The 26,048-nt window shown below is 38.9% G+C and carries 30 protein-coding genes and 2 pseudogenes; 13 read left to right on the forward strand and 19 right to left on the reverse strand.

Annotated features, from left to right (window positions below):
- Positions 1 to 322 precede the first annotated feature (322 nt).
- Genes WAX46_RS08490 through WAX46_RS08500 form a run of 3 tightly spaced genes read right to left on the reverse strand, consistent with a single transcriptional unit; the run spans position 323 to position 2,143 of the window.
- Complete coding sequence (locus WAX46_RS08490) at positions 323 to 613, reverse strand: anti-sigma factor (protein WP_226567095.1); 291 nt, start codon at positions 611 to 613, stop codon at positions 323 to 325.
- Positions 601 to 1,659: an anti-sigma factor gene (locus WAX46_RS08495; RefSeq protein ID WP_336493651.1), complete on the reverse strand. Its 1,059-nt coding sequence runs from the start codon at positions 1,657 to 1,659 to the stop codon at positions 601 to 603. The genes WAX46_RS08490 and WAX46_RS08495 overlap by 13 nt, the downstream gene beginning before the upstream one ends.
- On the reverse strand, positions 1,652 to 2,143 hold the full coding sequence (locus tag WAX46_RS08500) for a sigma-70 family RNA polymerase sigma factor (protein ID WP_003211938.1): 492 nt from the start codon (positions 2,141 to 2,143) through the stop codon (positions 1,652 to 1,654). Before WAX46_RS08500 ends, WAX46_RS08495 begins: the two co-directional genes overlap by 8 nt.
- A 387-nt stretch (positions 2,144 to 2,530) precedes the next feature.
- On the opposite strand from WAX46_RS08500, the gene WAX46_RS08505 reads away from it, so the two are divergent.
- Positions 2,531 to 3,139 carry a lysophospholipid acyltransferase family protein gene (locus tag WAX46_RS08505; RefSeq protein ID WP_226567098.1) on the forward strand — a complete coding sequence of 203 codons (609 nt, stop codon included), beginning with the start codon at positions 2,531 to 2,533 and terminating at the stop codon, positions 3,137 to 3,139.
- 40 nt (positions 3,140 to 3,179) lie between these two features.
- On the opposite strand, the gene WAX46_RS08510 is transcribed toward WAX46_RS08505, so the two are convergent.
- Both WAX46_RS08510 and WAX46_RS08515 read right to left on the reverse strand, forming a co-directional pair.
- On the reverse strand, positions 3,180 to 4,511 hold the full coding sequence (locus WAX46_RS08510; protein ID WP_226567099.1) for a hemolysin family protein: 1,332 nt from the start codon (positions 4,509 to 4,511) through the stop codon (positions 3,180 to 3,182).
- A gap of 58 nt (positions 4,512 to 4,569) precedes the next feature.
- Positions 4,570 to 5,010, reverse strand: coding sequence for a MerR family transcriptional regulator (locus WAX46_RS08515; protein ID WP_226567100.1), 441 nt, complete (start codon positions 5,008 to 5,010; stop codon positions 4,570 to 4,572).
- 329 nt (positions 5,011 to 5,339) lie between these two features.
- Here WAX46_RS08515 and WAX46_RS08520 point away from each other — a divergent pair, with 329 nt between their 5' ends.
- Entirely contained in the window at positions 5,340 to 6,722 is a 1,383-nt protein-coding gene (locus tag WAX46_RS08520) for a hemolysin family protein (protein WP_226567101.1), read from the forward strand.
- 108 nt (positions 6,723 to 6,830) lie between these two features.
- Here WAX46_RS08520 and crcB (WAX46_RS08525) read toward each other — a convergent pair whose 3' ends face one another.
- From crcB (WAX46_RS08525) to WAX46_RS08535, 3 genes are read right to left on the reverse strand one after another with little or no spacing between them, the layout of a single operon-like run.
- A complete protein-coding gene (gene crcB, locus WAX46_RS08525; protein WP_336493652.1) occupies positions 6,831 to 7,196 on the reverse strand; it encodes a fluoride efflux transporter CrcB in 366 nt (121 codons plus the stop codon).
- The gene (crcB, locus tag WAX46_RS08530) at positions 7,197 to 7,592 is read right to left on the reverse strand and encodes a fluoride efflux transporter CrcB (protein ID WP_336493653.1); all 396 of its coding nucleotides are present in this window, start codon (positions 7,590 to 7,592) and stop codon (positions 7,197 to 7,199) included.
- Positions 7,593 to 8,315 (reverse strand): glycerophosphodiester phosphodiesterase, encoded by a 723-nt coding sequence (locus WAX46_RS08535; RefSeq protein WP_226567104.1) that lies wholly within the window; start codon positions 8,313 to 8,315, stop codon positions 7,593 to 7,595.
- Between the two features lie 291 nt (positions 8,316 to 8,606).
- Here WAX46_RS08535 and WAX46_RS08540 point away from each other — a divergent pair, with 291 nt between their 5' ends.
- The 3 genes and pseudogenes from WAX46_RS08540 to WAX46_RS08550 form a co-directional block, all read left to right on the forward strand.
- Positions 8,607 to 8,708, forward strand: coding sequence for a YhdX family protein (locus WAX46_RS08540; protein ID WP_226567105.1), 102 nt, complete (start codon positions 8,607 to 8,609; stop codon positions 8,706 to 8,708).
- 163 nt (positions 8,709 to 8,871) lie between these two features.
- Positions 8,872 to 9,960 carry a mechanosensitive ion channel family protein gene (locus WAX46_RS08545; RefSeq protein WP_226567106.1) on the forward strand — a complete coding sequence of 363 codons (1,089 nt, stop codon included), beginning with the start codon at positions 8,872 to 8,874 and terminating at the stop codon, positions 9,958 to 9,960.
- A 7-nt stretch (positions 9,961 to 9,967) separates the two neighbouring features.
- Positions 9,968 to 10,380, forward strand: a pseudogene (locus tag WAX46_RS08550) (Sir2 family NAD-dependent protein deacetylase); the annotation flags it as partial.
- 69 nt (positions 10,381 to 10,449) lie between these two features.
- Here the strand turns inward: WAX46_RS08550 and WAX46_RS08555 are convergent.
- Entirely contained in the window at positions 10,450 to 11,304 is an 855-nt protein-coding gene (locus WAX46_RS08555; RefSeq protein WP_336493654.1) for a polysaccharide deacetylase family protein, read from the reverse strand.
- A 295-nt stretch (positions 11,305 to 11,599) separates the two neighbouring features.
- On the opposite strand from WAX46_RS08555, the gene dat reads away from it, so the two are divergent.
- Entirely contained in the window at positions 11,600 to 12,457 is an 858-nt protein-coding gene (gene dat, locus WAX46_RS08560; RefSeq protein WP_336493655.1) for a D-amino-acid transaminase, read from the forward strand.
- Between the two features lie 45 nt (positions 12,458 to 12,502).
- Here the strand turns inward: dat and WAX46_RS08565 are convergent, their stop codons facing one another.
- Complete coding sequence (locus tag WAX46_RS08565) at positions 12,503 to 13,009, reverse strand: universal stress protein (protein ID WP_226567109.1); 507 nt, start codon at positions 13,007 to 13,009, stop codon at positions 12,503 to 12,505.
- 363 nt (positions 13,010 to 13,372) lie between these two features.
- Between WAX46_RS08565 and WAX46_RS08570 the strand changes: the two are divergent.
- Positions 13,373 to 13,807, forward strand: a pseudogene (locus tag WAX46_RS08570) (hypothetical protein); the annotation flags it as partial.
- A gap of 147 nt (positions 13,808 to 13,954) precedes the next feature.
- Here WAX46_RS08570 and WAX46_RS08575 read toward each other — a convergent pair.
- The 8 genes from WAX46_RS08575 to WAX46_RS08610 all read right to left on the reverse strand — a co-directional run bounded on the left by WAX46_RS08575 (position 13,955) and on the right by WAX46_RS08610 (position 19,559).
- Positions 13,955 to 14,572, reverse strand: coding sequence for an NAD(P)-dependent oxidoreductase (locus WAX46_RS08575; RefSeq protein ID WP_336493656.1), 618 nt, complete (start codon positions 14,570 to 14,572; stop codon positions 13,955 to 13,957).
- Between the two features lie 284 nt (positions 14,573 to 14,856).
- The gene (locus tag WAX46_RS08580; RefSeq protein WP_226567111.1) at positions 14,857 to 15,060 is read right to left on the reverse strand and encodes an alpha/beta-type small acid-soluble spore protein; all 204 of its coding nucleotides are present in this window, start codon (positions 15,058 to 15,060) and stop codon (positions 14,857 to 14,859) included.
- Between the two features lie 231 nt (positions 15,061 to 15,291).
- A complete protein-coding gene (locus tag WAX46_RS08585) occupies positions 15,292 to 16,398 on the reverse strand; it encodes an ABC transporter ATP-binding protein (RefSeq protein WP_226567112.1) in 1,107 nt (368 codons plus the stop codon).
- A gap of 183 nt (positions 16,399 to 16,581) precedes the next feature.
- Positions 16,582 to 16,704, reverse strand: a complete 123-nt coding sequence (locus WAX46_RS15825; protein WP_376776406.1) for a helix-turn-helix domain-containing protein — start codon at positions 16,702 to 16,704, stop codon at positions 16,582 to 16,584.
- A gap of 332 nt (positions 16,705 to 17,036) precedes the next feature.
- Complete coding sequence (locus tag WAX46_RS08595; protein WP_226567113.1) at positions 17,037 to 17,246, reverse strand: YheE family protein; 210 nt, start codon at positions 17,244 to 17,246, stop codon at positions 17,037 to 17,039.
- A 155-nt stretch (positions 17,247 to 17,401) separates the two neighbouring features.
- Complete coding sequence (locus WAX46_RS08600; protein WP_336493676.1) at positions 17,402 to 18,436, reverse strand: YheC/YheD family endospore coat-associated protein; 1,035 nt, start codon at positions 18,434 to 18,436, stop codon at positions 17,402 to 17,404.
- Between the two features lie 36 nt (positions 18,437 to 18,472).
- The gene (locus WAX46_RS08605) at positions 18,473 to 18,760 is read right to left on the reverse strand and encodes a hypothetical protein (protein ID WP_336493657.1); all 288 of its coding nucleotides are present in this window, start codon (positions 18,758 to 18,760) and stop codon (positions 18,473 to 18,475) included.
- Positions 18,717 to 19,559 carry a YheC/YheD family protein gene (locus tag WAX46_RS08610; RefSeq protein ID WP_226567115.1) on the reverse strand — a complete coding sequence of 281 codons (843 nt, stop codon included), beginning with the start codon at positions 19,557 to 19,559 and terminating at the stop codon, positions 18,717 to 18,719. Before WAX46_RS08610 ends, WAX46_RS08605 begins: the two co-directional genes overlap by 44 nt.
- A gap of 478 nt (positions 19,560 to 20,037) precedes the next feature.
- Here WAX46_RS08610 and WAX46_RS08615 point away from each other — a divergent pair, with 478 nt between their 5' ends.
- The 6 genes from WAX46_RS08615 (at position 20,038) to WAX46_RS08640 (ending at position 25,777) form a co-directional block, all read left to right on the forward strand.
- Complete coding sequence (locus WAX46_RS08615) at positions 20,038 to 21,171, forward strand: DUF445 domain-containing protein (protein ID WP_336493658.1); 1,134 nt, start codon at positions 20,038 to 20,040, stop codon at positions 21,169 to 21,171.
- 121 nt (positions 21,172 to 21,292) lie between these two features.
- The gene (locus WAX46_RS08620) at positions 21,293 to 21,649 is read left to right on the forward strand and encodes a YlbF family regulator (RefSeq protein WP_226567117.1); all 357 of its coding nucleotides are present in this window, start codon (positions 21,293 to 21,295) and stop codon (positions 21,647 to 21,649) included.
- Between the two features lie 441 nt (positions 21,650 to 22,090).
- Positions 22,091 to 22,957: a Cof-type HAD-IIB family hydrolase gene (locus WAX46_RS08625; RefSeq protein ID WP_226567118.1), complete on the forward strand. Its 867-nt coding sequence runs from the start codon at positions 22,091 to 22,093 to the stop codon at positions 22,955 to 22,957.
- 114 nt (positions 22,958 to 23,071) lie between these two features.
- Positions 23,072 to 24,571: a coproporphyrinogen III oxidase gene (locus WAX46_RS08630; RefSeq protein WP_226567119.1), complete on the forward strand. Its 1,500-nt coding sequence runs from the start codon at positions 23,072 to 23,074 to the stop codon at positions 24,569 to 24,571.
- Positions 24,572 to 24,775: 204 nt separating this feature from the next.
- Entirely contained in the window at positions 24,776 to 24,979 is a 204-nt protein-coding gene (locus tag WAX46_RS08635; protein ID WP_336493659.1) for a SidA/IucD/PvdA family monooxygenase, read from the forward strand.
- 24 nt (positions 24,980 to 25,003) lie between these two features.
- The gene (locus tag WAX46_RS08640; protein WP_226567121.1) at positions 25,004 to 25,777 is read left to right on the forward strand and encodes an enoyl-CoA hydratase; all 774 of its coding nucleotides are present in this window, start codon (positions 25,004 to 25,006) and stop codon (positions 25,775 to 25,777) included.
- 31 nt (positions 25,778 to 25,808) lie between these two features.
- Here the strand turns inward: WAX46_RS08640 and WAX46_RS08645 are convergent, their stop codons facing one another.
- On the reverse strand, positions 25,809 to 25,997 hold the full coding sequence (locus WAX46_RS08645) for a YhzD family protein (protein WP_226567122.1): 189 nt from the start codon (positions 25,995 to 25,997) through the stop codon (positions 25,809 to 25,811).
- Positions 25,998 to 26,048: the final 51 nt, after the last annotated feature.

Genomic DNA, 26,048 nt, shown 5'->3' on the forward strand with positions numbered 1-26,048 from the left:
AAAAAGCTAGCAAACTGGACATGGAAAGGACCATGTCCAGCGTAAGACAACTGATAAATTTTATCAAAATAAGTGAAAACCCCACTTTTACTTGAAGTAAAGGTGGGGTTTGTCTACGGTCTGAGACTGCTCATGAGCAGTCTTTTTTTCATATATCATTCACAAGAGATGATAGACCTTATGGATTTGTCCTGTTTTGCTGTCATTTATCAGCACTATCATTGCACATCACAAAGCACACAGAATTCAATAAACAATAAACCAAAAAAGCCAGTGATACTCGGTGTAGTCAAGTATCACTGGCTTTTCATTTTGTGAGCCATTAAAAACCTAATTGAAGATCTACATCGATCGATACAATGGTATAGACACAAACGATGATAAAAATATTCAAAACGACGCCTAGGAAACCTGGGCCCGTACGCCCCTTTTTAATGAACAGTTCAATAATGCCAAATGGAACTGCAGCCATTGCAAAAGGGAGCATCTGAAAAGAATAAAATGTCACGTTACTGATAATGGCGAGGTTCAGCATGAGCAGGGATAAAATAGCTGTGCCAACAGAAATCCAGCCAAATACATTATGCTCTTTAAAAATTCTTACCAATTCCATAATTCCACCTCGCTCACTTTTGCCGTTTTAATACGTTTCATCTTCACAAATTTCTCAATTTCCTTAGAAGGACCCGTCACAACAGAGCCATAAACAGTGACACCATTTTGATTGATATAACGTATTCGGTTAGAGAGATCAAGTTCAGGTCTGCCAGAGATTGTTTTTGCCCAGGTTGGATGCTGATTGACATAGGCTAGGGCATCTTTGAATTGATCTACCTCTGTTTTTGACGTGTGCTGTAGCTCCTTTAAAAATTCGGAGTCTTTTGCAGGAAAACCGATTGGGAGCTGGTTTCCACTTAATGAATCCTCTGTTTTAATCGCATTCCAGAGGACTTTCATATCATACTTTTCAGCAAATGAATAAACCTCCTTTGGTGTGTAAGCTGTGACATAGGATACATACACTTCACTCACTGTTCCTTCGGGAAGCTTGTTTAGCGTGGTGAGTGTTTGTCTTTTTGATGCATCTGCCTGCGTAGATGGGTGGCTAAAGAATTTTTCTGTATCGCGCGCACTGTCACCATAATAAGAGATCGTAGGCTGCTTTAGTTTATCGAAAAACATGTCAATTTGTTCAATGCCAATGGCTTCTGTTTTATTGCCAATTTGTTTTTGCAGCTTAACCTCAGTATTCATACCAAACAGCTTGACCTGTCCTTTTAAATCCTTCATATCAATTGCTACATTAGGCTCTGTCAGAGCAACTGTCACTGCGGCTGTTTCCATAAAATGATTGCCCCTGCTCTCTGCTCCGCCAATCCCATAGTATAGATAACTTCCTAGTGTACAAAGCGGTAAAATAATGAGCGTCGATATGACAGCAAGTACGGAAATACGCATATATGACTTTCTTTTTCCATATTGTAAAATGGCTTTTTGCTTTTCAGGACTGATGGAAAAGTCCGTCCATTCTGAGTCATTCAGTTCCTGGCTTAAGCGCTTTTCATTTTCTTCAAGCTCTTCTTCAAACGCCATCATTTCTTCCTCATTCATTTCGCCATTATTATATTGTTCCCATCGCTTGTTAAACTCTTCATTCATCATTAACACCTCTGTTGTAAAGTGCTTTTAGGCGCTGCCTTGCACGAAATAAAACACTTTTAAAATTTGCTTCAGTAATATTCATGACCTTGGATGCTTCTTTGTAATTCAATTCTTTTAAATAATACAATGTCAATGCTTCCTTGTAGTTATCTGGAAGCTGCTCTAAATACATGTTGAGGACTTCTTTTATTTCAACCTGTTCAGCAGGACTTTGTACAGACGTTTGTAAAAGACCGCCAATGAGATCATCCGATATGGTCACTTCTTTTTTATGTTTCCTGACATAATCAATAAAAGCATTTCGTGCCACCTGAAATAACCAAGGTTTCACTTTGCTATGGTCGTAGGAATGAATATGTATATAAGCACGCATAAAGGTTTCCTGCAATAAGTCTTCTGCCAAATGTTTGTCTTTTGTCATGGAGAGCAGAAACCTGTAAACATCGTTCATATACATTTGATAAATTTCATCGATTGTCACTGATTTTTCTCCCCTCTATGTTATACACGAATAAGAAAGGCATAAAGTTGCACGAAACTTCTCATAGACCGTACATTAATCATTTCTTTCGCCGATTCAAAATCATTTCTCCTTATCATAGCGAAATTTGCATCATTTATAAAGCATTTTTAATAGAACAAATCAGGATAAAAACTCGAAAAAAGACAAAATTGGATAAAATTCCTATTCTATTCTTTCCTAAAACCTTATGCCAGAATACAGAAGGACCCGTAATTCAAACAAAAAAACATCATTTTAATGAACAGCCATCATTTTGACAGCATCAGAAAATTTTTAGTACCAGGTAATAAAAAATTTGTTATAATAGAAACAAATCCTCCATTCTTCAAACAAAGGAAGTGCACTATGTATAAATTTTCAGGCTATACCGTCAAAGCATTATTTGCTCTCCGAGGTGGAATCAAAGTGTATCAAAAAGAGAATCTGCCAACAGATCGGGGTTTTGTCATTGCTTGTACGCATGAGGGTTTTGTGGATGTTCTTGCATTAGGCGCAGGAATTCTTCCGTTTGAGATCCACTACATGGCGAAAAAAGAATTGTTTGCAAATAAATGGATCGGCGGATTTTTAAAAAAGATTCATGCTTTTCCAGTTGATCGAGAGAATCCTGGGCCAAGCAGTATTAAAACGCCCATTAAATTATTAAAAGAGGGGAAGATCGTTGGGATTTTTCCAAGTGGCACACGGACAACAGAGGATGTGCCTTTAAAAAGAGGGGCTGTCACCATTGCACAATTAGGTAAATCGCCAATTATACCAGCGGCTTACAAAGGACCATCAAATGCAAAAAGTCTTTTCAAGAAGGGGAAAATGCGCTTAATCATCGGTGAGCCGATTGAGCTGTCAGAATTTGACCATCTGCCGTCAAAAGAAAGGCTAGGTGCCACGGCGGAAGTGTTAAATACAAGAATCAAAGAACTTGAAGCTCAATTAATCGAAAAGGAAAAGGCATAAGAAAACGACCACTTGCTGTTAAGCAAGGGTCGTTTTTTTCTTACGAAGCGCCTTCTTCGGCTGCTTCTAATTGTTGTTCATTTCGCTTTTTGACCTCGATGTATGAGACGTGGTGTCCATCGACTTCATTAATGATAAATTCATAGCCTTGTTCACGAATAGAGTCGTGCTTCTCCACTTCATATTTCTGTGTAAGGAACCAGCCGCCGATCGTGTCGACTTCTTCGTTATCAAGCTGCGTACCTAGTAGCAGGTTGACTTGATCGACAAGGACCTTCCCATCAAAGATATAATGGTCTTCTCCAAGTTTACGCACTTCGTTAATTTCATCAATATCGAATTCATCACGAATTTCTCCGACAATTTCTTCAAGGATGTCTTCAACGGTAACAAGACCTGCTGTACCGCCATATTCATCTGATAAAATGGCCATGTGTACTCGTTCACGCTGCATTTTGAGCAGTAAATCATGAACAGGAACGGTTTCAATCACATGAATAATCGGGTTCACAAACTTTTCAATCGTATCACTTGTAGAACATTCACCACTAATACAAGCAGTGAGAACCTCTTTAATATTCACAACACCAATAATGTTGTCTTTATCGCCATCTTCAATTGGATAGCGTGTATATTTTTCCACCTTGGTCACTTTCAGTATTTCCTCAATGGTAATATCGTGAGGGAAGCTGACAACTTCGGTCCGCGGAATCATAATTTCCTTCGCAAGACGGTCATCAAATTCAAAAATTTTGTTCACATATTTGAATTCAGACTGGTTAATCTCGCCGCTCTTATAGCTCTCTGATAAAATAATTCGCAATTCTTCTTCAGAGTGCGCCATGTCATGCTCAGATACTTGCTGAAGACCGAACGCTTTCGTTAACAAACGAGCAGATCCATTTAATACCCAGATGAACGGGAACATCACTTTGTAAAAAATCATGAGTGGTCTAGCAAAAAGAAGGGATACTTGCTCTGCCTTTTGAATGGCGAGTGTTTTAGGTGCAAGTTCTCCAACCACAACGTGTAAAAACGTCATGATACTAAACGCAATAATAAAAGTGACGATGTGACTAGCTGATTGAGGAATTGAAAGCTCTGCAAAGAGTGGTGCAAGCATATGCGAAATCGTTTCTTCCCCTAACCAACCAATCCCAAGGGCGGTAATGGTAATCCCAAGCTGACAGGCAGATAAGTACTCATCAAGATGAGTCGTTACATGCTTTACAGCAATTGCGGTTTTATTACCTTCTGCAATTAATTGATCAATTCTTGAGCTTCTTAAGCGAATGATCGCAAACTCTGATGCAACGAAAAATGCGGTTAAAGCTATAAGTAAAGCAACTATGAATAAATTAACTATGTCCAATTAAGGCCTTCGTTCTGACTTTGAGAACGAAGGTAACACCTCCTGTTTAGTAAAGATTTTAACTTAACAGCAGTAAAAATGATTGGACAGCCGTCATTTTTTCTGGAGTAAGCTGCTCTTTTAGTTTTTCACGTTGTTCTGGTTGAAGCTGCTTACAACGTGTCAAAATGCGGTCCATATGTTCATTCATACGATCGATATCAGTGGTTAAATGGACAAGTTCATCATGTTCTTCTTTTTGAGAAGGGAATTGTTCATCTAATCTGGATTTGATGTCAGAAAGAGCCAATCTCTGCTGTTTGCAAAGAACGATTAATTGTAATCGTTTTAAAGCAAGTTCATCGTAATAACGATAATTTGAACAAGATCTAACAGGCGCAAGCAGTCCAAGATTTGTATAATAATCTACAGTTCGTTTCGTCACCTGTGCAATTTGTGCTAGTTCACCAATACGATACTTTTTCTCAGCCCCATCTGAACATCTCCTCCTAACCGTCACGTTATAGTTTATGAAAATAGTTTAATATAATTCGAGTCTGAAATACAAGTTAATCGTTCATATTCCCTTCCAATATGCAGAGGGGACTTCCCTCAATTTAGGCTATCATGTCAAAAATAACATGATGATACAGGAACTTTCAGATTATTTATGGTAAGATAAAATGAATACCGTTTCATATATATGCAGAGAGGCGGATTTTATGTGAACCGGAGGTGGTTAAGTGGGACCCTCAATGTAGTCTTATTTAATCAGTTAACCGTTTTGCAAAAGACAACATCATCAATCAGGAGGTGACTCCTTGTTCTTCTAAGAAAGAGCAAGGTTAAATGGACGATATTGTTAATCTGAGTATAGTCGGTGTTTTGATTGCTTTAACAGCTTTCTTTGTTGCATCTGAGTTTGCCATTGTGAAGGTGAGAAGTTCAAGAATTAATCAGCTTGTTGCCGAAGGGTCTAAAAAGGCCACCATGGCGAAAAAGGTGACATCAAGGCTAGATGAATATTTGTCAGCCTGTCAGCTTGGTATTACGGTGACATCACTTGGTTTAGGGTGGATCGGTAAGCCGGCAGTGAAAGAACTTTTGGTTCGAGGGTTCGGTTTGACAAACATTCCTGATTCAGCAATCAGCCTGATCTCAGCAACACTTGCGTTCTCTATAATTACCTTTTTGCATGTAGTCGTAGGTGAGCTTGCACCAAAAACACTTGCCATTCAAAAGGCAGAAAAAATGACGCTATGGCTGTCAGGCCCGCTGCATGCATTTTATATGCTTATGTTCCCTTTCATTTATGTATTGAACGGGTCAGCCCGTGTGTTAACCAAAATGATGGGTATCGATATGGGGTCTGAAAAAGAACATTCCCATTCTGAAGAGGAATTGAAGATTTTATTATCTGAGAGCTTAAAAAATGGGGAAATCAACCCATCAGAATATAATTATATGAACAAAATTTTCGATTTTGATAATCGAATTGCCAGAGAGATCATGATACCGCGAAGAGAAATTTGTGCCATCCCGGAAGATATGCCATTTGACGACATACTCGCCATCATGACGAAGGAAAAGTATACGCGCTTTCCTGTGTTTTCAGGTGATAAAGATCATGTCATTGGCATGCTGAACAAAAAGCAGCTCTTTGCAGATATTGTGTATCAAGGAGAAAAAGATCACCTGAAGATTCAAGATTATATTTATCCAGTGATTGAAGTGATTGATACAATTCCAATTCAGGAGTTACTTGTCAAAATGCAGCGTGATAGAATGCATATGGCGATCTTAACCGATGAATATGGCGGAACGTCTGGACTTGTCACTACAGAAAATGTTTTAGAAGAGATTGTTGGAGACATTCGGGATGAATTTGATGAAGATGAACAGCCAATCATTCAAAAAAGAGCCGATCATCATTATGTACTAGATGGCAAAGTTAGATTAAGTGACATTCAAGATTTGATCGAGCTTTCCTATGAGGATGAAGAGATTGATACAATTGGCGGGTTAATCTTAAAGGAAAATATTGATATCCAAGAAGGGCAATCCATTTATCTTGATGATATTCGGATAAAGGTGCTGGAAATGGATGGACGTTATATTAAAAAGATTGACCTGAAAAAAGGCATCACATCATCAGAAAAAGGAAACACACGAACTAGGCTTGATATAAAAGAGCCGCTGTTAGTAAACGAAATGACCTTGAGCAAAAAATAAGCTCAAGGTTTTTTTAGGTATTAAGTTTCTTTTTTAGGGAATATATGTTCGCATAGAAGGGCAACTAATGAATCAACTACTCATCAGCTTAGCAACCATCACGAATATTTAAAAAAGGATTTGTCCTATTTGATAGAACGCAGCAAAGAGACTTAAAGACCCGAGAATCGTCATAACTAAATAGACAGCAAGTTTCCCTATTTGACGGTGCATCAGCATGGTTGCCGACTCTACGCTAAAAGTAGAGAATGTCGTAAAACCACCGAAAAAACCAATTCCAATGATTACAAGTAGTGGGTGATCGGACATCACTGCACCTGTCAGTAAACCTAAACCGGCTGCACCTAATAAATTGACGAGCATAATACTATATGGGAAACGCGCATGGGATTGGGCTTTCTGAACAGATTGGCTGATGAAAAAACGAAGGGCACTACCAATCCCTCCTGCAACCGCTGTATAAAAATCAATCATTTATCTGCTTCCTTTCTGCTGGTGATGTTGATGTAAAAGCCGCTGAGCGATTATAAATCCAGTTAAGGCAGCAGTTACTCCAGCAATCACTGACAGTAGTATGTACATTACACTTGAATTGAATTGCCCAGCTTGTAATAAGAGAACTGCCTCTTTAGAAAAAGTGGACATGGTCGTATAACCACCGCAAAATCCTGTTCCGATCAAAGCTGCAAGATATTTCTTTTCTTTATGAAACATAAAGTATCCTGTGGCAAAACCAAGAAGCAGACTGCCTGCAACGTTTTCGATGAGTGTTGAGTAGGGAAATGTTTGGCTGACAACGGATTGACTTAGCTTATATCTGCAAAACGTACCAATCAGTCCACCAATAAAAACGGCGAGATAAGTTTTCATTTACATCATTTCTCCTTTTGAAAAAAATGGCGGATGATCCGTCACCACTCCATCAATTGGGTATTTTTTTATCCAGTTGGCTGTTTTTTGATCTTTCACTGTCCATATAAACACATCCATCCCGAATGAGTGGATATGGTCTATCCACCAACTGTTGATCATCGTTTTCTTCATATTAAGACAATCAGCAAACGAGTTGTACACCGCTAATTTCCTTTTCGTCAGTTTTAAGGCGGAAGGTTTCATGATAAAAGCTGTTTGAAGAGAAGGGGCGTCAGCTTTGATTCTTTGAAGTGTAGTGTCATCAAAAGATTGAACCATGATATGGCGAGAATAGGAAAAACGATTGATGATGTCCACAACTGCTTTTTCAATCCCAATTTGCCGTTTTGGATGCTTGATTTCAATCAATATACCGATACACTGGCTGTATCTCTCAAGAATTTCTTGTAATGTTGGGATTCTTTCTTTGGCGTACCGTTTATCAAACCAGCTCCCTGCATCCAGCTTTTTAAGCTGATCGAGTGTATAACTTCTGACTGGCCCACTTCCGTCTGTCGTTCGATCAACGGTATCATCATGGATCACAACTATGTGCTGATCCATTGTTAGCTGAATGTCTAACTCAATATAATCTGCACCCTGCTGAACAGCTAAATCAAAAGCAGCGATTGTATTTTCTGGGGCAGCGCTTGATGATCCTCTATGCGCAATAATATACACATGATCCAGCTCCCTGACATAAGTTCTGATCTTATCATATCATATCAAATGCCTTATATATTGTCCTGCTTTACTATCAGGAGGGGAAGGTAGCGGTATGTAAAAAAGCATGTTGTGTAAATGTGAAAAGTTCCAGGAATATCCCAAGCTTTCATTGAGTAAATCTGAATTACATCAATTTTTCTTCGATCAATTTTGTCCAAATCGTCAGCGTTCGTCAAAATATTAGTACATTCGTCATGTTGACTGAAAATTCTGATGTTTTATAATGATGAAAAGGAGGCGAGATGATTGGGTAAAGGGAGAATTAGAGTAGAAGAACGTATTAAGGTCGAAACGGATGCTGAAATGTTTAAAGCGACTCTCCTTGATCAGACTCAGAAGAAAAAGTAGTTTGCTGCCCGTCGTTATGTCTCAAGCCAAAATTTCATATTGAACATCATGCCTCGGGATGTATCTCGAGGCTTTTTATATTCAGGTCAGACATTTAAGAGAGGACACATACGAAGTTTATAATATAAACTAGAGAGGATTGTTTTAAAGGAGAGAGACAGACATGTTTCCACAAAAATGGATGGATACATACTTTACAGTAGAAATTGCGATCCAAATTGGCATTAGCCTATGTATTTTTTTGCTTTTTTTATTGCTTCGGAAAGTATTTGCGAAGTACTTGTTTCATCTCCTTTTTAGGCTGACGAATCGGTCTAAAACTGAGGTCATTAATCAAATTGTTGTGGCATTCGAAAAACCTGCAAGGCTGTTTTTTGTGGTACTTGGCTTATATTTTGCGTTTAGACAGGCGCCGTACTTTGAGCACCATATGGGTGTCATCATTAAATTGTATAGGTCTTCGATTATATTGATGCTAACGTGGGGGCTTTGTAATTTAACCGCTGCTTCTTCATTCTTATTTCAAAAGGTGAATTCAAAGTTTGAATTAGAAATGGATGATATTTTAGCGCCATTTTTATCAAAGGTACTTCGTTTTATTATTATTGCACTGAGTATTAGTGTCATTGCACAAGAATTTAATTATGACGTGAACGGGCTTGTGGCAGGACTTGGTCTAGGAGGTCTAGCTTTTGCGTTCGCTGCGCAGGATACAGTGGCGAACTTTTTTGGAGGTGTTGTTATTATTACAGAGAAGCCATTTACGATGGGCGATTTTGTGGAGACCCCAAGTGTACTTGGAACAGTAGAGGACATTACATTTAGAAGCACAAAGTTTAGAACGCCTGCTGAAGCAGTCGTGACAGTTCCAAATTCCACGCTTTCAAAGGAGCCGATTACAAACTGGACGAGAATGAATAAACGCCAGATTACATTCTCAGTTCGTGTGGCCTATAATACACAAAAGGAAAATATTGAAAATTGTATTAAGCGTCTTAAACAAATGCTGTATGAGCATGACGGTGTTCATAAGGAAACCATTATGGTGAACCTCGATGTACTGGCAGATAGCTATATGAACTTATTTTTTAACTTTTACACAAACACAACGGCATGGTCTGAAAACCTTGATATTAGGCAAGACATTAACTATCGTATCATCGATATCTTCCATCAAGAAGGTGTAGAATTCGCCTTCCCTGGACAGACCATTTATATGGAACAAAAGGGTGAGAAACAGCAAGGTGAATAAAGCAAAGGTGGCAGCGCAAAGAGAGAGTGTGGCACAAGCTTCACATATCACAGTACTTTCAGGTGCTGGTATGAGCACAGAATCGGGTATCCCCGATTTTAGATCAACAGGTGGTGTGTGGACAGAAGATACCTCTAGAATGGAGGCAATGAGCGGATCCTATTTTTTATCACACCCTCATCAATTCTGGCCAAAATTCAAGGAATTATTTCAAATGAAAATGAGTGGAGAGTACGAACCAAATGCGGGACATTACTTTTTGGCAAACCTTGAGAAGCAAGGGAAGCATGTGGATATCTTCACACAAAATATTGACGGCTTGCAAAAAAAGAGGGAAGTCAGCATGTCTATGAACTGCATGGTTTCATTCAGACTGCCACTTGTCCTTCGTGCCAGACGAAATATGAGCTACCCTATCTACGACATCTCTATAAATATAAATCATAAAGAAACCCCGCACCTTTTTGCGGGGCTTTGACGTTTCAAATTTTATTGTTGTAGCGGCTTCATTGTTTCATCAAGGACTTCAAATGTATAGCCCTTTGCTTTTAGCTGTGTGATCAGACTGTTTAAGTATTTTGCGGTAGCTGGGTGATCATGCATTAAAATGATTTTTGGTTCTTTTGGATGTTTTGTCTCAAGCACTTGCAGCTGATTCAATACCTCTGGTACGTATTTTGAGCTTTTATATTTCCAGTCAAGACTATCAATTGTCCAATCCCAATAAATAAAGCCTTTTTGTTTTAAACGTATTTTTTGCTGATCTGTTAAATTTGGAACACTGCCATAGGGTGTTCTCACCAGATGAGTATATTCACCTGTGACAGAAGCTAAAATGCGCTGATCTTCTTTCATTTCGTTGACGGGAGAATCACTTTGTTGATAAAAGCGTTTCACATCATGCGTGATGCCATGAAGCCCTAATTGATGCCCTTCTTGATGAAGCCTTTTCACAGCTGCTGGGTGTTCTTTGATCTTTGGCCCAAGCATAAAAAATGTGGCCTTCACTTGATGCGCCTTTAGCACATCTAACAGCTGATTTAATGTAGCAGAAGGACCATCATCAAAGGTTAAAAAGATCGTTTGATCCGTTACATGTTTGTTTGGGTTGATCTTAAAATGTGCATCTAATGTTTTCGTAGAATCATCTTTTGCTTTCAGACTTATGATTGTGTCTCGGAATTGACTGCTCGCAGACATTTCAGCCGGTTGATCTGCTGCCTGCATATTGGTTTTTGACATATCCCATATTAAAAAGAGGATCAGTGTAAGAATCACTAAACCAATAGCCTTTGAGAGCAGCAGCGTGTTTGAAGGTGTCTGTTTTTTCGTAACCCGTTGCATTACAATCGCTCCAATAAATCAAAAATTTGTGTCGAATCATGTAGTGGATTCTGTCTTTTTTCGCTGTTTTTTGTCGTGCTTATATTGAGTAAGTATACAGGAAAAAAGAGCCTATGAATATAGAAGATGCTAAAAAGTTGGAATCTTTTTCGTTATGAATCTATATTTGTTTCAATAGAAAGTGATCCATTTATTTGATCAAAAATCATTCTGAATAATCATTGAAACGTTTTCATTTATCGGCTAAGATAGCATCAGATCCAACCATTAAAGCAAAGCGAAGGGGAGAATCCATATGAAAGTATTGTACAATGGAGATTTCATTGAAAAAAAAGATGCACATGTTGATATTGAGGACAGAGGCTACCAATTTGGCGACGGAGTCTATGAGGTCATCCGTGTATACAATGGTACTTTGTTTACATTAAAAGAGCATACAGAGCGTCTGTTCAAGAGTGCAAAAGAAATCGGCATTCATCTGCAAGGTACGGTATCGGATATGGAAAAAAAATTAAAAAAGCTAGTCGCTGACAATCAACTAACAGATGGCGCCGTATATATTCAAGTGACACGAGGGGTAGCACCTCGCAAACACCAATATGGTGATTCTCTCACTCCTCAAATCACGGCGTATACGTTCCAAGTGAAAAAGCCTGTTCAAGAGCAGACAACTGGTGCAAAGGCCTTATTATCTGATGACCTTCGCTGGTTAAGATGTGATATTAAGAGCTTAAACCTATTATATAACGTCATGGAAAAGCAGAAAGCGTCGGAAGCTGGTGCGTTTGAAGCCATTTTAATCAGAGACGGCTTTGTGACGGAGGGAACCTCCTCGAATGTATATGCTGTCATTGATGGCGTGATTCGTACACACCCAGCAAACAACCTCATTTTAAACGGCATTACCCGTAGAAAACTGCTACAGGTATGTGAGGAAGAGGGGTGCAGTGTCGAAGAAACACGTATCAGCAAAGAAGAGCTGCTGCGTGCTAAAGAAATTTTTATCAGTTCAACAACTGCTGAAGTCGTTCCGATTGTTGAGATAGATGGTCAATCAGTAGGAGAAGGTGTTCCTGGAGAGATCACGAAGCGTGTTCAGGAAGGTTTCCAAAAAAAAATTAAGCAAGAAAGTGAAGCATCGATTACTTCATAAATGAAAGAGGCTGTAAACCAATGTTTACAGCCTTTTGTAATGCATTTATTTCACAATAAGCACAGGTATATCTGAGTTTGATGATAATTTTTCACTCACACTGCCAAATAGCATTTTTTTTAATCTGCTTTGGTCACGTGCTCCCATGACGATGAGGTCCGCTGATATGTCTTCAGCATATTCGATAATTGCTTCTGAAGGCTCTCCCTCGACAATTTCTATTTTAGCTTCAAACTGTTCCTCATTCAAAATCATCCTCGCTTCTGCAACGACCTCTTCTGTATGGTCTTCAAAAATCAAGGGACTTTGCTGTTCATCATGAGGTACATATATAGGGGGTGTTTGAAGGTCTGCCATGCCGCCGCCGATATAAGCGCCGCCAGTCATTGGGCGCGGTGCATCAAACACCTGTCTGCCTGATTTGCGATCATGTGCATAGGCGACGGTGAGCTTGGCATGCAAGGTTTTGGCTAAGGCGATTGCCTTTTTTAACGCTTTCTTACTGTCTTCATGTCCATCAAACGCAATGACCATCCGATCAGCTTGAAACAATATCATCATTCCTTTCAAAAGGAGTTTTTACACTCATGATATACCCGTTATGAGAAAAACATACACATGATGGTCACGTATTTTTGTTAGAAAATTTCATTTATTGAAAATAGCTACAGATACTATAAGATAAAAAAATCCTCAAGATCCAAAAAGAGGAAATGTCATATGCACTTTGGAAGAATGAAATCAAACTGCATGAATGAGTTGATTCACGTGACAATTACACCTTCATTGGTCATTGAAAAGGAACGATGTTGTGCCAATTGATCGGATGAATCAACGCGTATGTTGCGTATTTGTCAACATGCGTGACAGCCAAGAAAATATAGAAAGCGGCTAGCTTTAAAAGGAGAGAAGAACATGTTTTCAGTATTTGCGAAATTAGGCTGGTTCTTTAAAGAAGAGTGGAGGCGATATACGATTGCTATTATGCTGCTCCTTATTGTGAATGTGCTTGAAATGCTACCCCAAAGGTATCTTGGACAGGCAGTTGATGACATTCGTTCTGGTCAATTTGTGTCCATTGGGGCACTCTATGCGTTTGTCGATTATTTAAATCGATTGTTCCAGCCGATTACAGGCATCGTGAATCAATTTTCCAGATTAGAATTAGCAAGGGTATCATCTGAAAGGGTCTTTCGATTATTAAATGAGCCACGAACTGAAATGGAAGAACTTGTGCAGAAGAAAATAGAGGGACACGTTCAGTTTCAGGATGTCACCTTTGCCTATAACGAAGGAAAAAATGTATTAAAGAACTTCACCTTTGAATCCAAAAAAGGTCAAACCGTTGCTAGCAGCTAAAAGTGAACAGCCAAAAAAAGAGTTTCCTTCAGTTCGAAAGCGGCTCTTTTTGATACCATTAAGTGACGAAAAAAGTCGAGGCTTTATGTTATCGCCTCGACTTTTTCCTTGTTGTATATGGTTTGCACGGGCAAAAGGTTAATAAGCGATGCCGACTCGCTGATGCAAAAATTCCTTCGAATTTAACTGCTGATATAAAAAGTGTGCCGTATCTTCAACTGAAATTTTCTTTCCATCTATAGGGAGAAAATCTTTTTCATAGCGATATGACCGTGTCACTTCTCCATCTGGTAAATAGGTTGGACAAATAATGGTCCAATCTAGTTCAGTCGATTGAATGATTTCAAAGGCTTTCGCATGCTCTTTGGCTGGCCGGGTAGTGGTTCGCTTTGATTCATTTGTTTCAAAGCGGTAAAGTTCCGGTTGCTGCCTTGCTTTTAAAATACCCGCAGTGCCAATCGTAATGATTCTTGATGTCCCTGTTTGCTTCATGGCTTGTACGATATGCTCCATTGAAATAGATAATGTATCATCACCATCTGTCGATAGACAGCTCACAACAATATCTGATCCTTTGATTGTCTCAAGCACATCCTCTTGATTTCTTGAATTGCCAGTGACTTGAAACATACCCGCAAGCATTCCTTCCCGGTTTGTCCGAACTAAAGAACGAACCATGTAACGATCATCTACTTGAACAAAACGAAGAAATGCTTGTCCTACACGTCCATGAGCACCGAAAAGTGCTATTTTCATCTGTTCGATCCCTCCACTACATACTATAAGTGAAAAGAACCCAAAATGGTACAATTTTATGTCATGCTTTTTCTGTAAAGATGAAAGGATCGAATACTATGAGCATATTCACATAATAGAGAGAGTCCTACAAATTGGAAAATCTCAAAATTCATACCGGAAATAATGTCCATGAAGATCCGCTCCTTTCTCATACATAGTATGAGTAGAAAGGGAATTTGTGAGGGATAAAAGCAAAAAAAGAAGACACCATAAGAGGTGCCTTCTATGATCCAGATATGAAATTAAGCTTTTGTTCCGCCAAGGTTTTGCTGAGCGTAAGACACAAGACGTTTTGTGATTTCTCCACCAACTGAACCGTTAGCACGAGCTGTTGTTTCTGCTCCAAGGTTTACACCAAATTCAGAAGCGATTTCGTATTTCATTTGATCGATTGCTTGCTCTGCTCCTGGAACGAGTAATTGATTTGATCTATTAGAATTTTCCATGATGTGAATCTCCTTTTTATATATGATTTAGTTTGGTTGGGTTTTCTGGAATCGCACCAGCGAAATGTTCAAGTCATTTGCCACTTGGCGAAACCCAATACGATATCCGCCTGATACTAAGTATTATGGATATTTGCGATGAAAACATACGAAAAAAGGCCATGGTAAATGTTGTTTCAACATGCAAAAAAACATCACCCGATAGTGAGTGATGGTGCACGAGAACTTCTCTTATTCAATTGAGCGAATGCGCAGTTCAGTTTCAGCATCGAAAAAGTGAGCTTTATTCATATCGATGGCAAGTGGTATAGACTGACCTGTCTGAACATCTGTATGAGAATCAACACGTGCAATAAACGATTGACCATCAAGAGAAGAATAAAGCATCTTTTCTGCTCCCATTAATTCAGCCATTTCTACATTTGCCTCAATTTTTGTTCCTTCAGATGCCTGTATAAACACAGGCTCATCATGGAGGTCTTCTGGCCTGATGCCTAGAATGACATCCTTTCCAATATAGCCCTGCCTACGTAATACCTTCATTTTTCCTTCTGGCACACGAATGTGCGTTTTTCCAATGGCTATGGTGCCTTCAGAAAGCTTTCCTGTAAAAAAGTTCATCGCAGGAGAGCCAATGAATCCGCCTACAAAAACATTCTCTGGGTTTTCATAAACATCCTTCGGCGCACCAATCTGCTGAATAAAGCCATCTTTCATGACTACAAGACGGGTAGCCATTGTCATCGCTTCAGTCTGATCATGTGTAACATAGATAAATGTCGTTTGCAGGCGCTGATGAAGTTTAGAAATTTCAGCTCGCATTTGAACACGTAGTTTCGCATCTAAGTTAGAGAGCGGTTCATCCAAAAGATAGACTTTTGCATCGCGCACAATCGCTCTGCCAAGTGAAACACGCTGTCTTTGACCGCCAGACAATGTTTTTGGTTTTCTGTCTAAGTATTGTTCAAGCCCTAATATTTTAGCGGCATTTCTAACCCGCTCATCAATTTCTATTTTAGGAAACTTCCGAAGCTTTAACCCAAAAGCCATATTATCGTACACGTTCATGTGAGGATATAATGCATAGTTTTGAAAAACCATTGCGATATCCCGGTCTTTTGGTGCCACGTCATTCATCCGTTTACCGTCTAACAGAAAGTCCCCTTGTGAAATCTCTTCAAGACCTGCAATCATACGAAGGGTGGTTGATTTTCCGCACCCCGATGGACCAACAAACACAATAAATTCTTTATCCTGTATATGTAGATCAAAGTTATCTACTGCTGTTACCTTGTTATCGTACACTTTATAAATTTGATTGAGTATCATTTCAGCCATAGATGATAGCCTCCCAGTCCCTTTTTGAAAGCGTTTTACTAATGAATAAAGTGTATAAAATAGGTGAGATTCTGTAAATGGACAACGTGCACAACATCTTATTTTATTTTTGGGCAGGGTGCTTACGTAAACCGTTTCTTATGAAAGATCGAAAAAATTCATCATAAAATAGGCAGCCGAAGCTTATTGAAAATGTCGTCCTGTTCGCTCAATAAATTTATCGATTGGATATTGAAGGCTGTTTCTGAGAACGTATAAAGTTTTTGATGCCTGCGATGTATTTAAATTACATTGCATATAGGTCATAAGGGTGCGGAAAACATCCCGATCAAAGACTGTTTCTTTAAATGCATCAGAAATAGCGTTAGAAACACGGAGGCATCATATTGAATGAGGGATGAAAAATTGGTAAAGTATTGTAACCCCTGATCTAAGATTTCCTCGTTGCATGTAATGCTCGTTTGGTTGTAAAAAGACGGAATCTGTTAGAAAGTCACTTGTGATGGCCTGAGACAAATCATTTGGACGATTTAGTTCACCTTTTTCAAAGAATGTGTTTGTCAGTTGTTGGTTAGCTGATGATATGGTGTCCGTAAACAAGCTTAAACTTTTCTAAATAGAGAGGCTCCTTAAACAGTTTAATCATAGACATGGAATAGCATTAGTTCGTGGATTTCTTCTTTTAAGGTTGGTTCGACTTCATATGGCGGAAGCTGGGAGCCCCATTCTATATCACCTGTTTTGTGGTAAATGCCTTCATAGTGTGCACCATTGTGGAAAAAGGATATTTTCCAGCCTGGCATTTGTGCTTTTCTAAAAAGGGGTTTCCATTGAAAATGAGAAATCATATCTTCATTGCCTCCTTGCTTTTATTGATGAAACAATAAGTACATACGACAATACGGAAACAACCTTTGCATTTGATTGTATTGTATCTCATCTAGTGAAAATAGCATAGGAAAAGCATAGATTTAAGACCACCGTCACGAGAATAGAAAAACAATCAATTGACTGTAGCGTGGTCTGTAATAGTGAGTGCTGTTTGTGATAGGTAAGAAGAGTAATCCACGATTCTTTTGCCAATGAGCCATTCTGAGTTTTTCAATGACGCATGCTGGAAAATCTCACGACCGGGACGAGAATTGGCTTCAAACATCCAAATAGCACCAGTGTGATCAATTCCTAAATCAAAGCCAATTTCACCAATAAAGCCTGGCATTTTTTCATCTATCACCTGACTAAGGGTGATAGCGGTTTCAGAAAGCTGTTGCAGCATCTGTAATCGCGTCTTTGCTTCAGGAAAGACAACATTCAGTGTTTTGACAGTTCCACCATGTAACTGATGGGTGGTGACTGTGTGATCTCCTGAGGCTTTTGCCGCTACTGCCGTGACTGTCCAATGACCGTTCTTATTTTTATTTGTATGAACTCTGAAATCCAGCAGTTGGTTCTCTATTTGCAGCAATTCAATGCCTTGTTGGGCTATATAGTCATGAATGACACAATCCTTTCGGAATTGTTTAATAAAATCGTCTACTGATTCATATCGAATGCCCATTCCTCTATTTGTACATATAGTCATCCCGCTTTCCGTTGCTGTTAACCGATAAATACCGTCTCCGTGACTTCCATTCATCGGTTTTAAGTAGATAACATGATGAAGATGGAGAAGTGTTTTGATTTTCATTATAACATCAGCAGGATCTAATTGTATGGAATGGGGGAGGAAGAACATTGTTCGCTCATCTGTCATTAGTTGGTCATGAATATGCCATTTATTAAAAAAATAAGGGTTGAACCAAGGGAAATCATATTCTTGAGTGAGTTTTCGCTTTGTTTCCTGAACAAATGCTGACTGAGTAGCTTTTCTATTTGGAAGCCGGTCATAAACAACAGATGGCAGAGGAAGTCGTTTTTTGATCCATTTTTTCTGCTGATACAGCAGTCCTTCTACTGTTCCTCGTTCCCAATCAATAGAATGAGTGCCAAAAAGGTAGGCAATACCAGCGTGTTGTCTGAAAGATTGTAGAAGCTTGATAAAAAAATCTGACCTTGCTCCTAAAGGCTGCGATTTCTACTCAAAGCCAGCAGTGAAAATACCGATGAGTGGCCCTATATAAAGGGCTTGATCAACGATTACTACATCAGCTTTTGATTCGTAAGGAATCAGTAAATCACTGTATATATCTGCTGATAATAATATTTTATGTGAGTGTTGATGGTAGGAAATAGTGAATCCGTCTACTAAATGAGACCCTAAAGCAACGGAATGTATCTCTATTTGCTGTTTAAATTGAATAGGAAGATGTACTGTCTTTTCACTTGTGAGGTGAGATACGATGGTGAAACGTTTTTTGTTCATAAAGAACCTCCTTCGGCTGAGACATTGTAGATTGCGCATATTCAAGAATGATGTTGATCAATTGATTTTCTTTTTCAGGATAAGTTTTTAAAAAGGAGGTTCTTCCTGGCTTGGAACTGACATTTGAGATGAATAGTTTTCCTTCATTTGTATGAAGTAGATCTACAGCAAATTCTATGGAGGGAGAGAAGCTTTTATCTAAATACGCTGGAAGAGATGACTGAATGGATACGATATCATCTAAAAGAAGCTCATTGATATTTGGCTGCAATGAGTTTAAATAGTGATTAAATCCTAGCACATGAACTGAATTTTGTGTATTGTTTAAAAGGCTATTTTCTGCTGGTGATTTTGTATGAATCCCTATGCGTTTCCATTGATTTTGTGATTGTTTCATAAGGGAAATTCTGATTTCATTAAATAAAAATTCTTTTTGATCATTTGTGTTAAAAAATTGGAGGAAATATCGACCAATATACTTTCTGCACCAGCGCTCAATCTCTGATGGACCAGAAAATGTAATGACTTGCTTGTGATGAAGTTGAACAGTAAATGTTGATTTGTCCTTTAAGTAAATGAAGTAAGTGGGTGCTGCATGCTGTTGAGAGAGCGGCTGCATTTTACAATATCCCTCCCCCTTGACCATGTTGAACAGATCTGAAGGCTCATTCAATAATGAACAGACAGGTAAATATGGCTGTAAAGGAGAATGAAGATAGAGCTGCTCGAATAGCGTCATTTTATTTGGGAGCCCAGTATTCAAAAATGCTGTTTTTGGATACTTTTTTAACCATTCCATGATTGGTTTTGCTTTTTTAGATTGAGTGTCATGTTGATAAAGACATCGATCGTAAATCAAGTCAGGAATCGGAAATTCTGCGTTTGTAAACCCTTGACCAATCGTATATTTTTGACCTTGGATCAGATTTGAAGCAGGCTTTAAATCAAGAGGTGTAAAACGAACGACCTCTAAATCAAAAGAAGAGGCAGCTTTGGCAAGCTAAAGTGTGAATCCCTCTTCATGCTGCAGAGAAAGGGTTACAATGCCTAATGTTAACGTCATGAAAAAACACCTACTTTTCTACTTCAATTTTTAACACCCCAAAATCACATATTCAGTATTTTACATAAACCTTCTGTTCCTTTATCATTACGACAGATCACTTTATCATATGTCTCATTGAATGCTTCATTTGCTTGGGATCTTGACAACAACTATAATACGTATAGATAAAAACAATAAACATTGGGTGTTGTTTGAAAGGTAGATGACGACTTTGAATATATTCACAACATTTGTCTTTATGATTGTGATAGGAGCAGTAATAGGAGCAACGACAAACCATCTTGCGATTAAAATGCTTTTTCGTCCTTATAAGCCATATTACTTATTTGGGAAAAATCTTCCATTTACACCAGGCCTCATTCCTAAAAGAAGAGATGAAGTAGCCAAGCAAGTAGGTGTCATGGTCATGGAGCATTTGCTGACGCCAGAAGGTATTCAAAAACGATTTGAATCGTCGGAGGCAAGGCAAGAGATATTGCATACAGTCCATCGATATATTGACAAGGGGGCTGAGATGGAGATGTCAGTAGTGTCCTTGTTAGAAAGATACGGCATGTCACAGGCTGATATAAAAGCGGATGAATGGCTCCACCAATGGTCAGACAAAAAACTCCATTCACTACTTGAAAAATATGACCAGCAAACTTTATTTGAACTGCTCCCGCAGGAAGTCGAAAACAAGCTCTCATCAAAAATTCCAGATGTAGCAGAGTATATTTTAAATCGGGGTATTCATTACTTTGAAAGTGAGGAAGGAAAAGCACGGCTTAGCAATATGATCGATGACTTCTTAAAAGAACGAGGAATGCTTGGCAGTATGGTTCAAATGTTTCTTGGGAATTCAAGCTTAATTGATCGTGTACATCCCGAAATCATCAAGTTTTTAAGAAATGCAGAAACAAAGAAGTTTTTATCAGATTTGCTTGTTCAAGAATGGGACAAGATAAAGCAGTTTTCTCTTCATGAGCTTGATGAGAAATGGAATGTGAAAGAGCTTGTCTTTAGTGCGAAAAGGCAATTGCTTTCACATTTCTCTACAAAGCTGATTTTAGACAGATCAGTTGGAACATATGTCAGTGCTGTGGCGGATGATCTCAAAATTCACTTTGCACCAGTGCTGGTAGATAAGGGGATGAAAGCGGCATCGAATGCTTTAGAGGGGCTGCTAGCGAAGCTCCAATTTGAAGAAGTCATTCGTGAGCAAATTGAACTTTTCCCGCTTCAAAAAATGGAGGAGCTTGTAATCAGTATTTCAAATAAAGAACTCAAAATGATTACGTTCTTAGGCGGTTTTTTAGGCGGATTGATCGGCGCAATCCAAGCTATCTTTGTCACGTTATTCTAAGACAAGTTAGAGAAATTTTGATGAATTCATTGTATATATGTGAAACGAAAGCCATAGTTTGTTATAGTGGAGTGGTGTCCGCCGATCATATCGGTGATAACGGATAGAAAGGAGACATAACATGTCTGTAAATCTTTATGATGTTGCATATGACCTTGAAAAAGCACTGCGTCATAGCGAAGAATATTCAACTTTAAGAAATTTTTATGATGAGGTAAACGAGGATGAGTCCTCTAAAAGAATGTTTGAGAACTTCCGTGACATTCAAGTAAACCTTCAACAAAAACAAATGACTGGTCAAGAGATTACACAAGAAGAGGTTGAGCAAGCTCAAAAAACAGTTGCGCTTGTGCAGCAGCACGATAAAATCTCTCAGTTGATGGAAGCAGAACAACGTGTGAGTGTGCTCATCGGTGAGCTAAATAAAATTATCATGAAGCCTCTTGAAGAACTTTATGGAAATACAGAAGAAAATTAATGGAAAGGGCGAATGTCATCGCCCTTTTTTATTTGACATCTCATCAGGACATCTTTAAAAAAAGGTTGTCTAAGCTCAAAAATTTTGCGATAATACTTATTGAAAGTGCTTTCAATGAGTGCTCTCATGAACAATTGGGTGCGTTTCACTTGGGATTTAAGGCGATGAGCCAAACGAGAAGCGCTTCTGGGAGAAACGCAAAGCATAAGGGGATCTGATATAAGCAATGCTTTGGTGTGTTAAGATTAGGGGATCATGGGGAGCTTCATCACTCCTCCATTGTTACGCATCCAAACCATACATAAAAAAAGCCTAGGGGTAGGCTTTTTTATTTACCTTTCATTCATATAAAACAGTGATTGCTTGAACTGCATGTTCTAAAGCACCTAGCTAGGGCATATCCTCATCGTAAGTACAGTCATCAAGAAGGGGGATGCCTCAGTGTCAAAAAAACTACTTGCACTCAATATAGATGGAACATTACTTCGTTCCAATGGAAAAATCCACTCCGCTACTAAAGAAGCTGTGGAATATGTAAAGAAAAAAGGGGTTTACGTGACGATTGTCACAAACCGGCATTTTCGATCAGCACAAAAAATTGCCAAGGCGTTGAAAATTCCAACTTCAACACTTGTGACACATAGTGGTGCATTTATCGCTGATAAACTCGATGAGCCGCTTCATGTGAAAAAATTAACGGAAGAAAAAACATTTAATCTTGTTCAAATTCTTGAAAGCTTTGATTGTAATGTGCGCTTGCTGCATGAAAAATTCTCTATCGGAAATCGAAAAAAAACACAGTCTCAACTTATGGGAAAAACGTTGATTCATCCGTCTGATCCGATCTTCTATCCCGTTCAATTTGTTGAATCATTAAGTGATATGCTTATGGATGAACCGGTCAGCACACCTGTGATTGAAGTGTATTCGACCGAAGAGCTTCAGCCTGAGATTCACAAGACAATTCAACAAGCGTTTCCATCTGTTGACCTGATCAAAATCAGTCATGAGAAAATGAATATTGTTTGTAAAGGGGTTTCTAAAGAAACGGGACTTTCTCTTTTAACCTCAGCGTTAGGTTTTACATTAGAAGATACGGTCGTCATTGGCCACGGGATAGATGATATTCCAATGCTTGAATTAGTTGGTCTAGGTGTTGCTATGGGAAATGCACCTCATTCGGTCAAGCGTAAAGCCGATTGGGTGACACGTTCTCATGATGAACAGGGTGTCGCTTATATGATCAAAGAATACTTTAGAATGCAGCAAAGAGAAGGCTTTTTACATCAATTTGATATTAAACGATAAAACGGTGAAGGGCCCTGTCAATCATGAAATGACAGGGCCTTCGTCTGTTCTCTTCATTGCTTTCCCTAGATGAATTTTGTAAAATGAAACAAGTTTGAAGATAAAGATGATACGATGCGAATTTTAATCAAAGGGCTGTCTGATGAACGATTTCATCGCCCGCTTGTCAATATAGCAAATTTATTTGAAGAAGATAGTGAAGTACAGTTTATTCCAGACGAACTGTATGATGGTCTAGTGATGGTACTTAGCTGGAAAGAGGAACATGGAATGGTTGAAGCATCTGGTCATATCGCGGGGTCAGACGTAAACAGTTGTTTTACAAGAGCTGTTCCAGAGGGTTTGAACGACAAGGAACGCTGGAAGCAAATCAAAAACACGGTGCTGTCTGTTTATTTACACTTGCTTCAGGAACATACAGGAATCACGCAAAAATGGGGAATCCTCACAGGAATACGTCCTACGAAATTACTTCATAAAATGCTCAGAGAAGCCATGACAAGGGAAGAGGCACATGCTGCATTAAAGCGTGATTATTTCATTCATGATGAAAAAATCAATTTGATGCAGGAAATTGTCGACCGTCAAATACAAGCGATTCCAGATTTGTATGACCTTCAGCAGGAAGTGAGTATTTATATTGGTATTCCTTTCTGCCCAACGAAATGTGCTTATTGCACGTTCCCTGCTTATGCCATTAAAGGACAAGCTGGAAGAGTGGGGACGTTTCTTTTTGGGTTGCATTATGAGATGCAAAAAATAGGCTCATGGCTCAAAGAACATGGTGTTAAAGTAACGACCGTTTATTTTGGTGGGGGCACTCCGACGAGTATTACAGCGGAAGAAATGGATTTGCTGTATGAAGAAATGTATCGTTCTTTTCCTGATGTGAAACACATTAGGGAAATCACTGTAGAAGCTGGACGTCCTGATACCATTTCGCCTGATAAGCTAGAGGTGCTAAACCGCTACAATATTGACCGAATTAGCATTAATCCACAATCGTATGAGAATGAAACACTGAAAGCCATTGGCCGTCACCATAGTGTCGAAGAAACGATTGAAAAGTATCATTTATCAAGACAGTACGGGATGAATAATATTAACATGGACTTAATTATTGGTTTGCCGGGGGAAGGGCTGAAGGAATTTCAGCACTCTTTGCAGCAGACTGAAGAACTAATGCCTGAATCTTTAACTGTGCATACACTCTCATTTAAAAGGGCGTCTGAAATGACACGCAATAAGGAGAAATATCAAGTGGCAGACCGACAGGAAATCATGCGTATGATGGATGAAGCGGTTGCTTGGACGAAAGCACATGAATATCATCCATATTATTTATATAGACAAAAAAACATCTTGGGGAATCTCGAAAATGTCGGGTATTCATTAGATAGACAGGAAAGTTTGTATAATATCATCATTATGGAAGAAGTGCAGACGATCATTGGAATTGGTTGCGGTGCGGCCAGTAAATTTATTGATCCACGATCAGGAAAAATTACGCAGTATGCCAATCCAAAAGATCCAAAATCGTATAATGATCGCTATGAGCACTATACGGAGGAGAAGATTCAATTCCTTGAGTCATTATTTATTTCTCACATTTAAACACTGTGGTGACGCAGTGTTTTTTTCATTTATAAAAGGGTATATAAAGGTTAAAGCAGGTGTACATATGGTTGTGTGATCGGAATTGGAACTGGGCCCTTCACATTTAGGATTACAGCGTTATTAGAGGAGTATGAAGATATCACGTGCTATTTTTTGAACAGGAGTTCGAGTTTGCTTGGCATGCTGGTTAAATGAACTGATTTGCAAGTTTCCTTTCTAGCGGGCCTTGTGACGATAGAAAATCCAAGGAGGAAATATACTTTTTTAATTATCAAAGAGGTTTCACAGATTCTAATAAATATATTTCTTTTTTCAACAATTACGCTTATTTTAGTATCAATTGATCCTGAAATTTTTTGTTTAGAGGAAAAGGAATTGTTCGATGGAAAGGGAAGTAAGTCATAAGCTCAAAAAGAAAGAGGGGTATGGATGATGACATATATCAATTGTCAGTTAGACGGGGATATTTTTGAAATCATTTTCAATAGGCCGGAAGCTTATAATGCATTTCATGTTGATATGTTTGCAGAACTTAAGGAGGCGTGTGATACAGCAAGTGAAAGCAGTGCAAAAATCGTTGTGCTGAAGGGAATGGGAAAAGGGTTTTCAGCAGGCGGAGATATTGGAATGATGCTGAAACAAGATCGCGAGGAAGATTTCCATCGTGTGATGGATTTAATCGAAGGGATTACACTTTCTCTAGCCCGTATGAAAAAAGTGACGATCGCGCTTGTTCACGGGGCGGCGGCTGGTCTTGCTTTTAGCTTTGCTCTAAGCTGTGACTATTTGTTTATACATCAGAAGGCAAAACTAGCCTTGAATTTTAATGGAATAGGGTTAATTCCAGATGGCGGAGGACATTTTTTCCTCACTAAAAGAGTAAGCGAACAAACCGCCAAACAATTAATTTGGAGCGGACAAAAGCTGTCGGCTGATGAAGCGCTAAAGCTGGGTCTCGCAGACGGCGTGTTTCAAGAAGAGGTTGATATGTATCAAAAAGCTTGTGTGAAGCCATTTGTCAACATGCCGCTTCAAGCATTTATTGAAACAAAGATGATCTATTTTCAGCAGTCAGAATCACAACTGTTAGCAGTTCTTCAAAAGGAACGAGCAGCGCAGGCAAGACTCAGACAAAGTCATGATCATAGGGAAGGCATCCAAGCCTTTTTAGAAAAAAGACGACCTGTGTTTCATCAAGTATAAACGAATGTAAGGCCGGCGAGTGCCGGCTTTTTTAACGTTCAAATAAAAGAAGCTTGCCTGCATCATCAACGAGCCGATGAGAATGCTTCGTGTATTGTTGTTCGATTAGGCGATGACGTCCTAATTCCTTTGCCTTTTCATCACTATCCGTGGTGATTTTTTCATTTATTAAGGTCTCACCTGACCGATCAAATACGGTCAAAAAGTATGTCTTCTCCATTTCTCATCTTCCTCTCTTCTGTTTTTTAATGTAATTAAACAAAGAGTAAGG

Origin of the sequence: Bacillus sp. FJAT-53060, assembly GCF_037104745.1 — a bacterium.
GTDB lineage: Bacteria > Bacillota > Bacilli > Bacillales > Bacillaceae > Bacillus > Bacillus stratosphericus_B.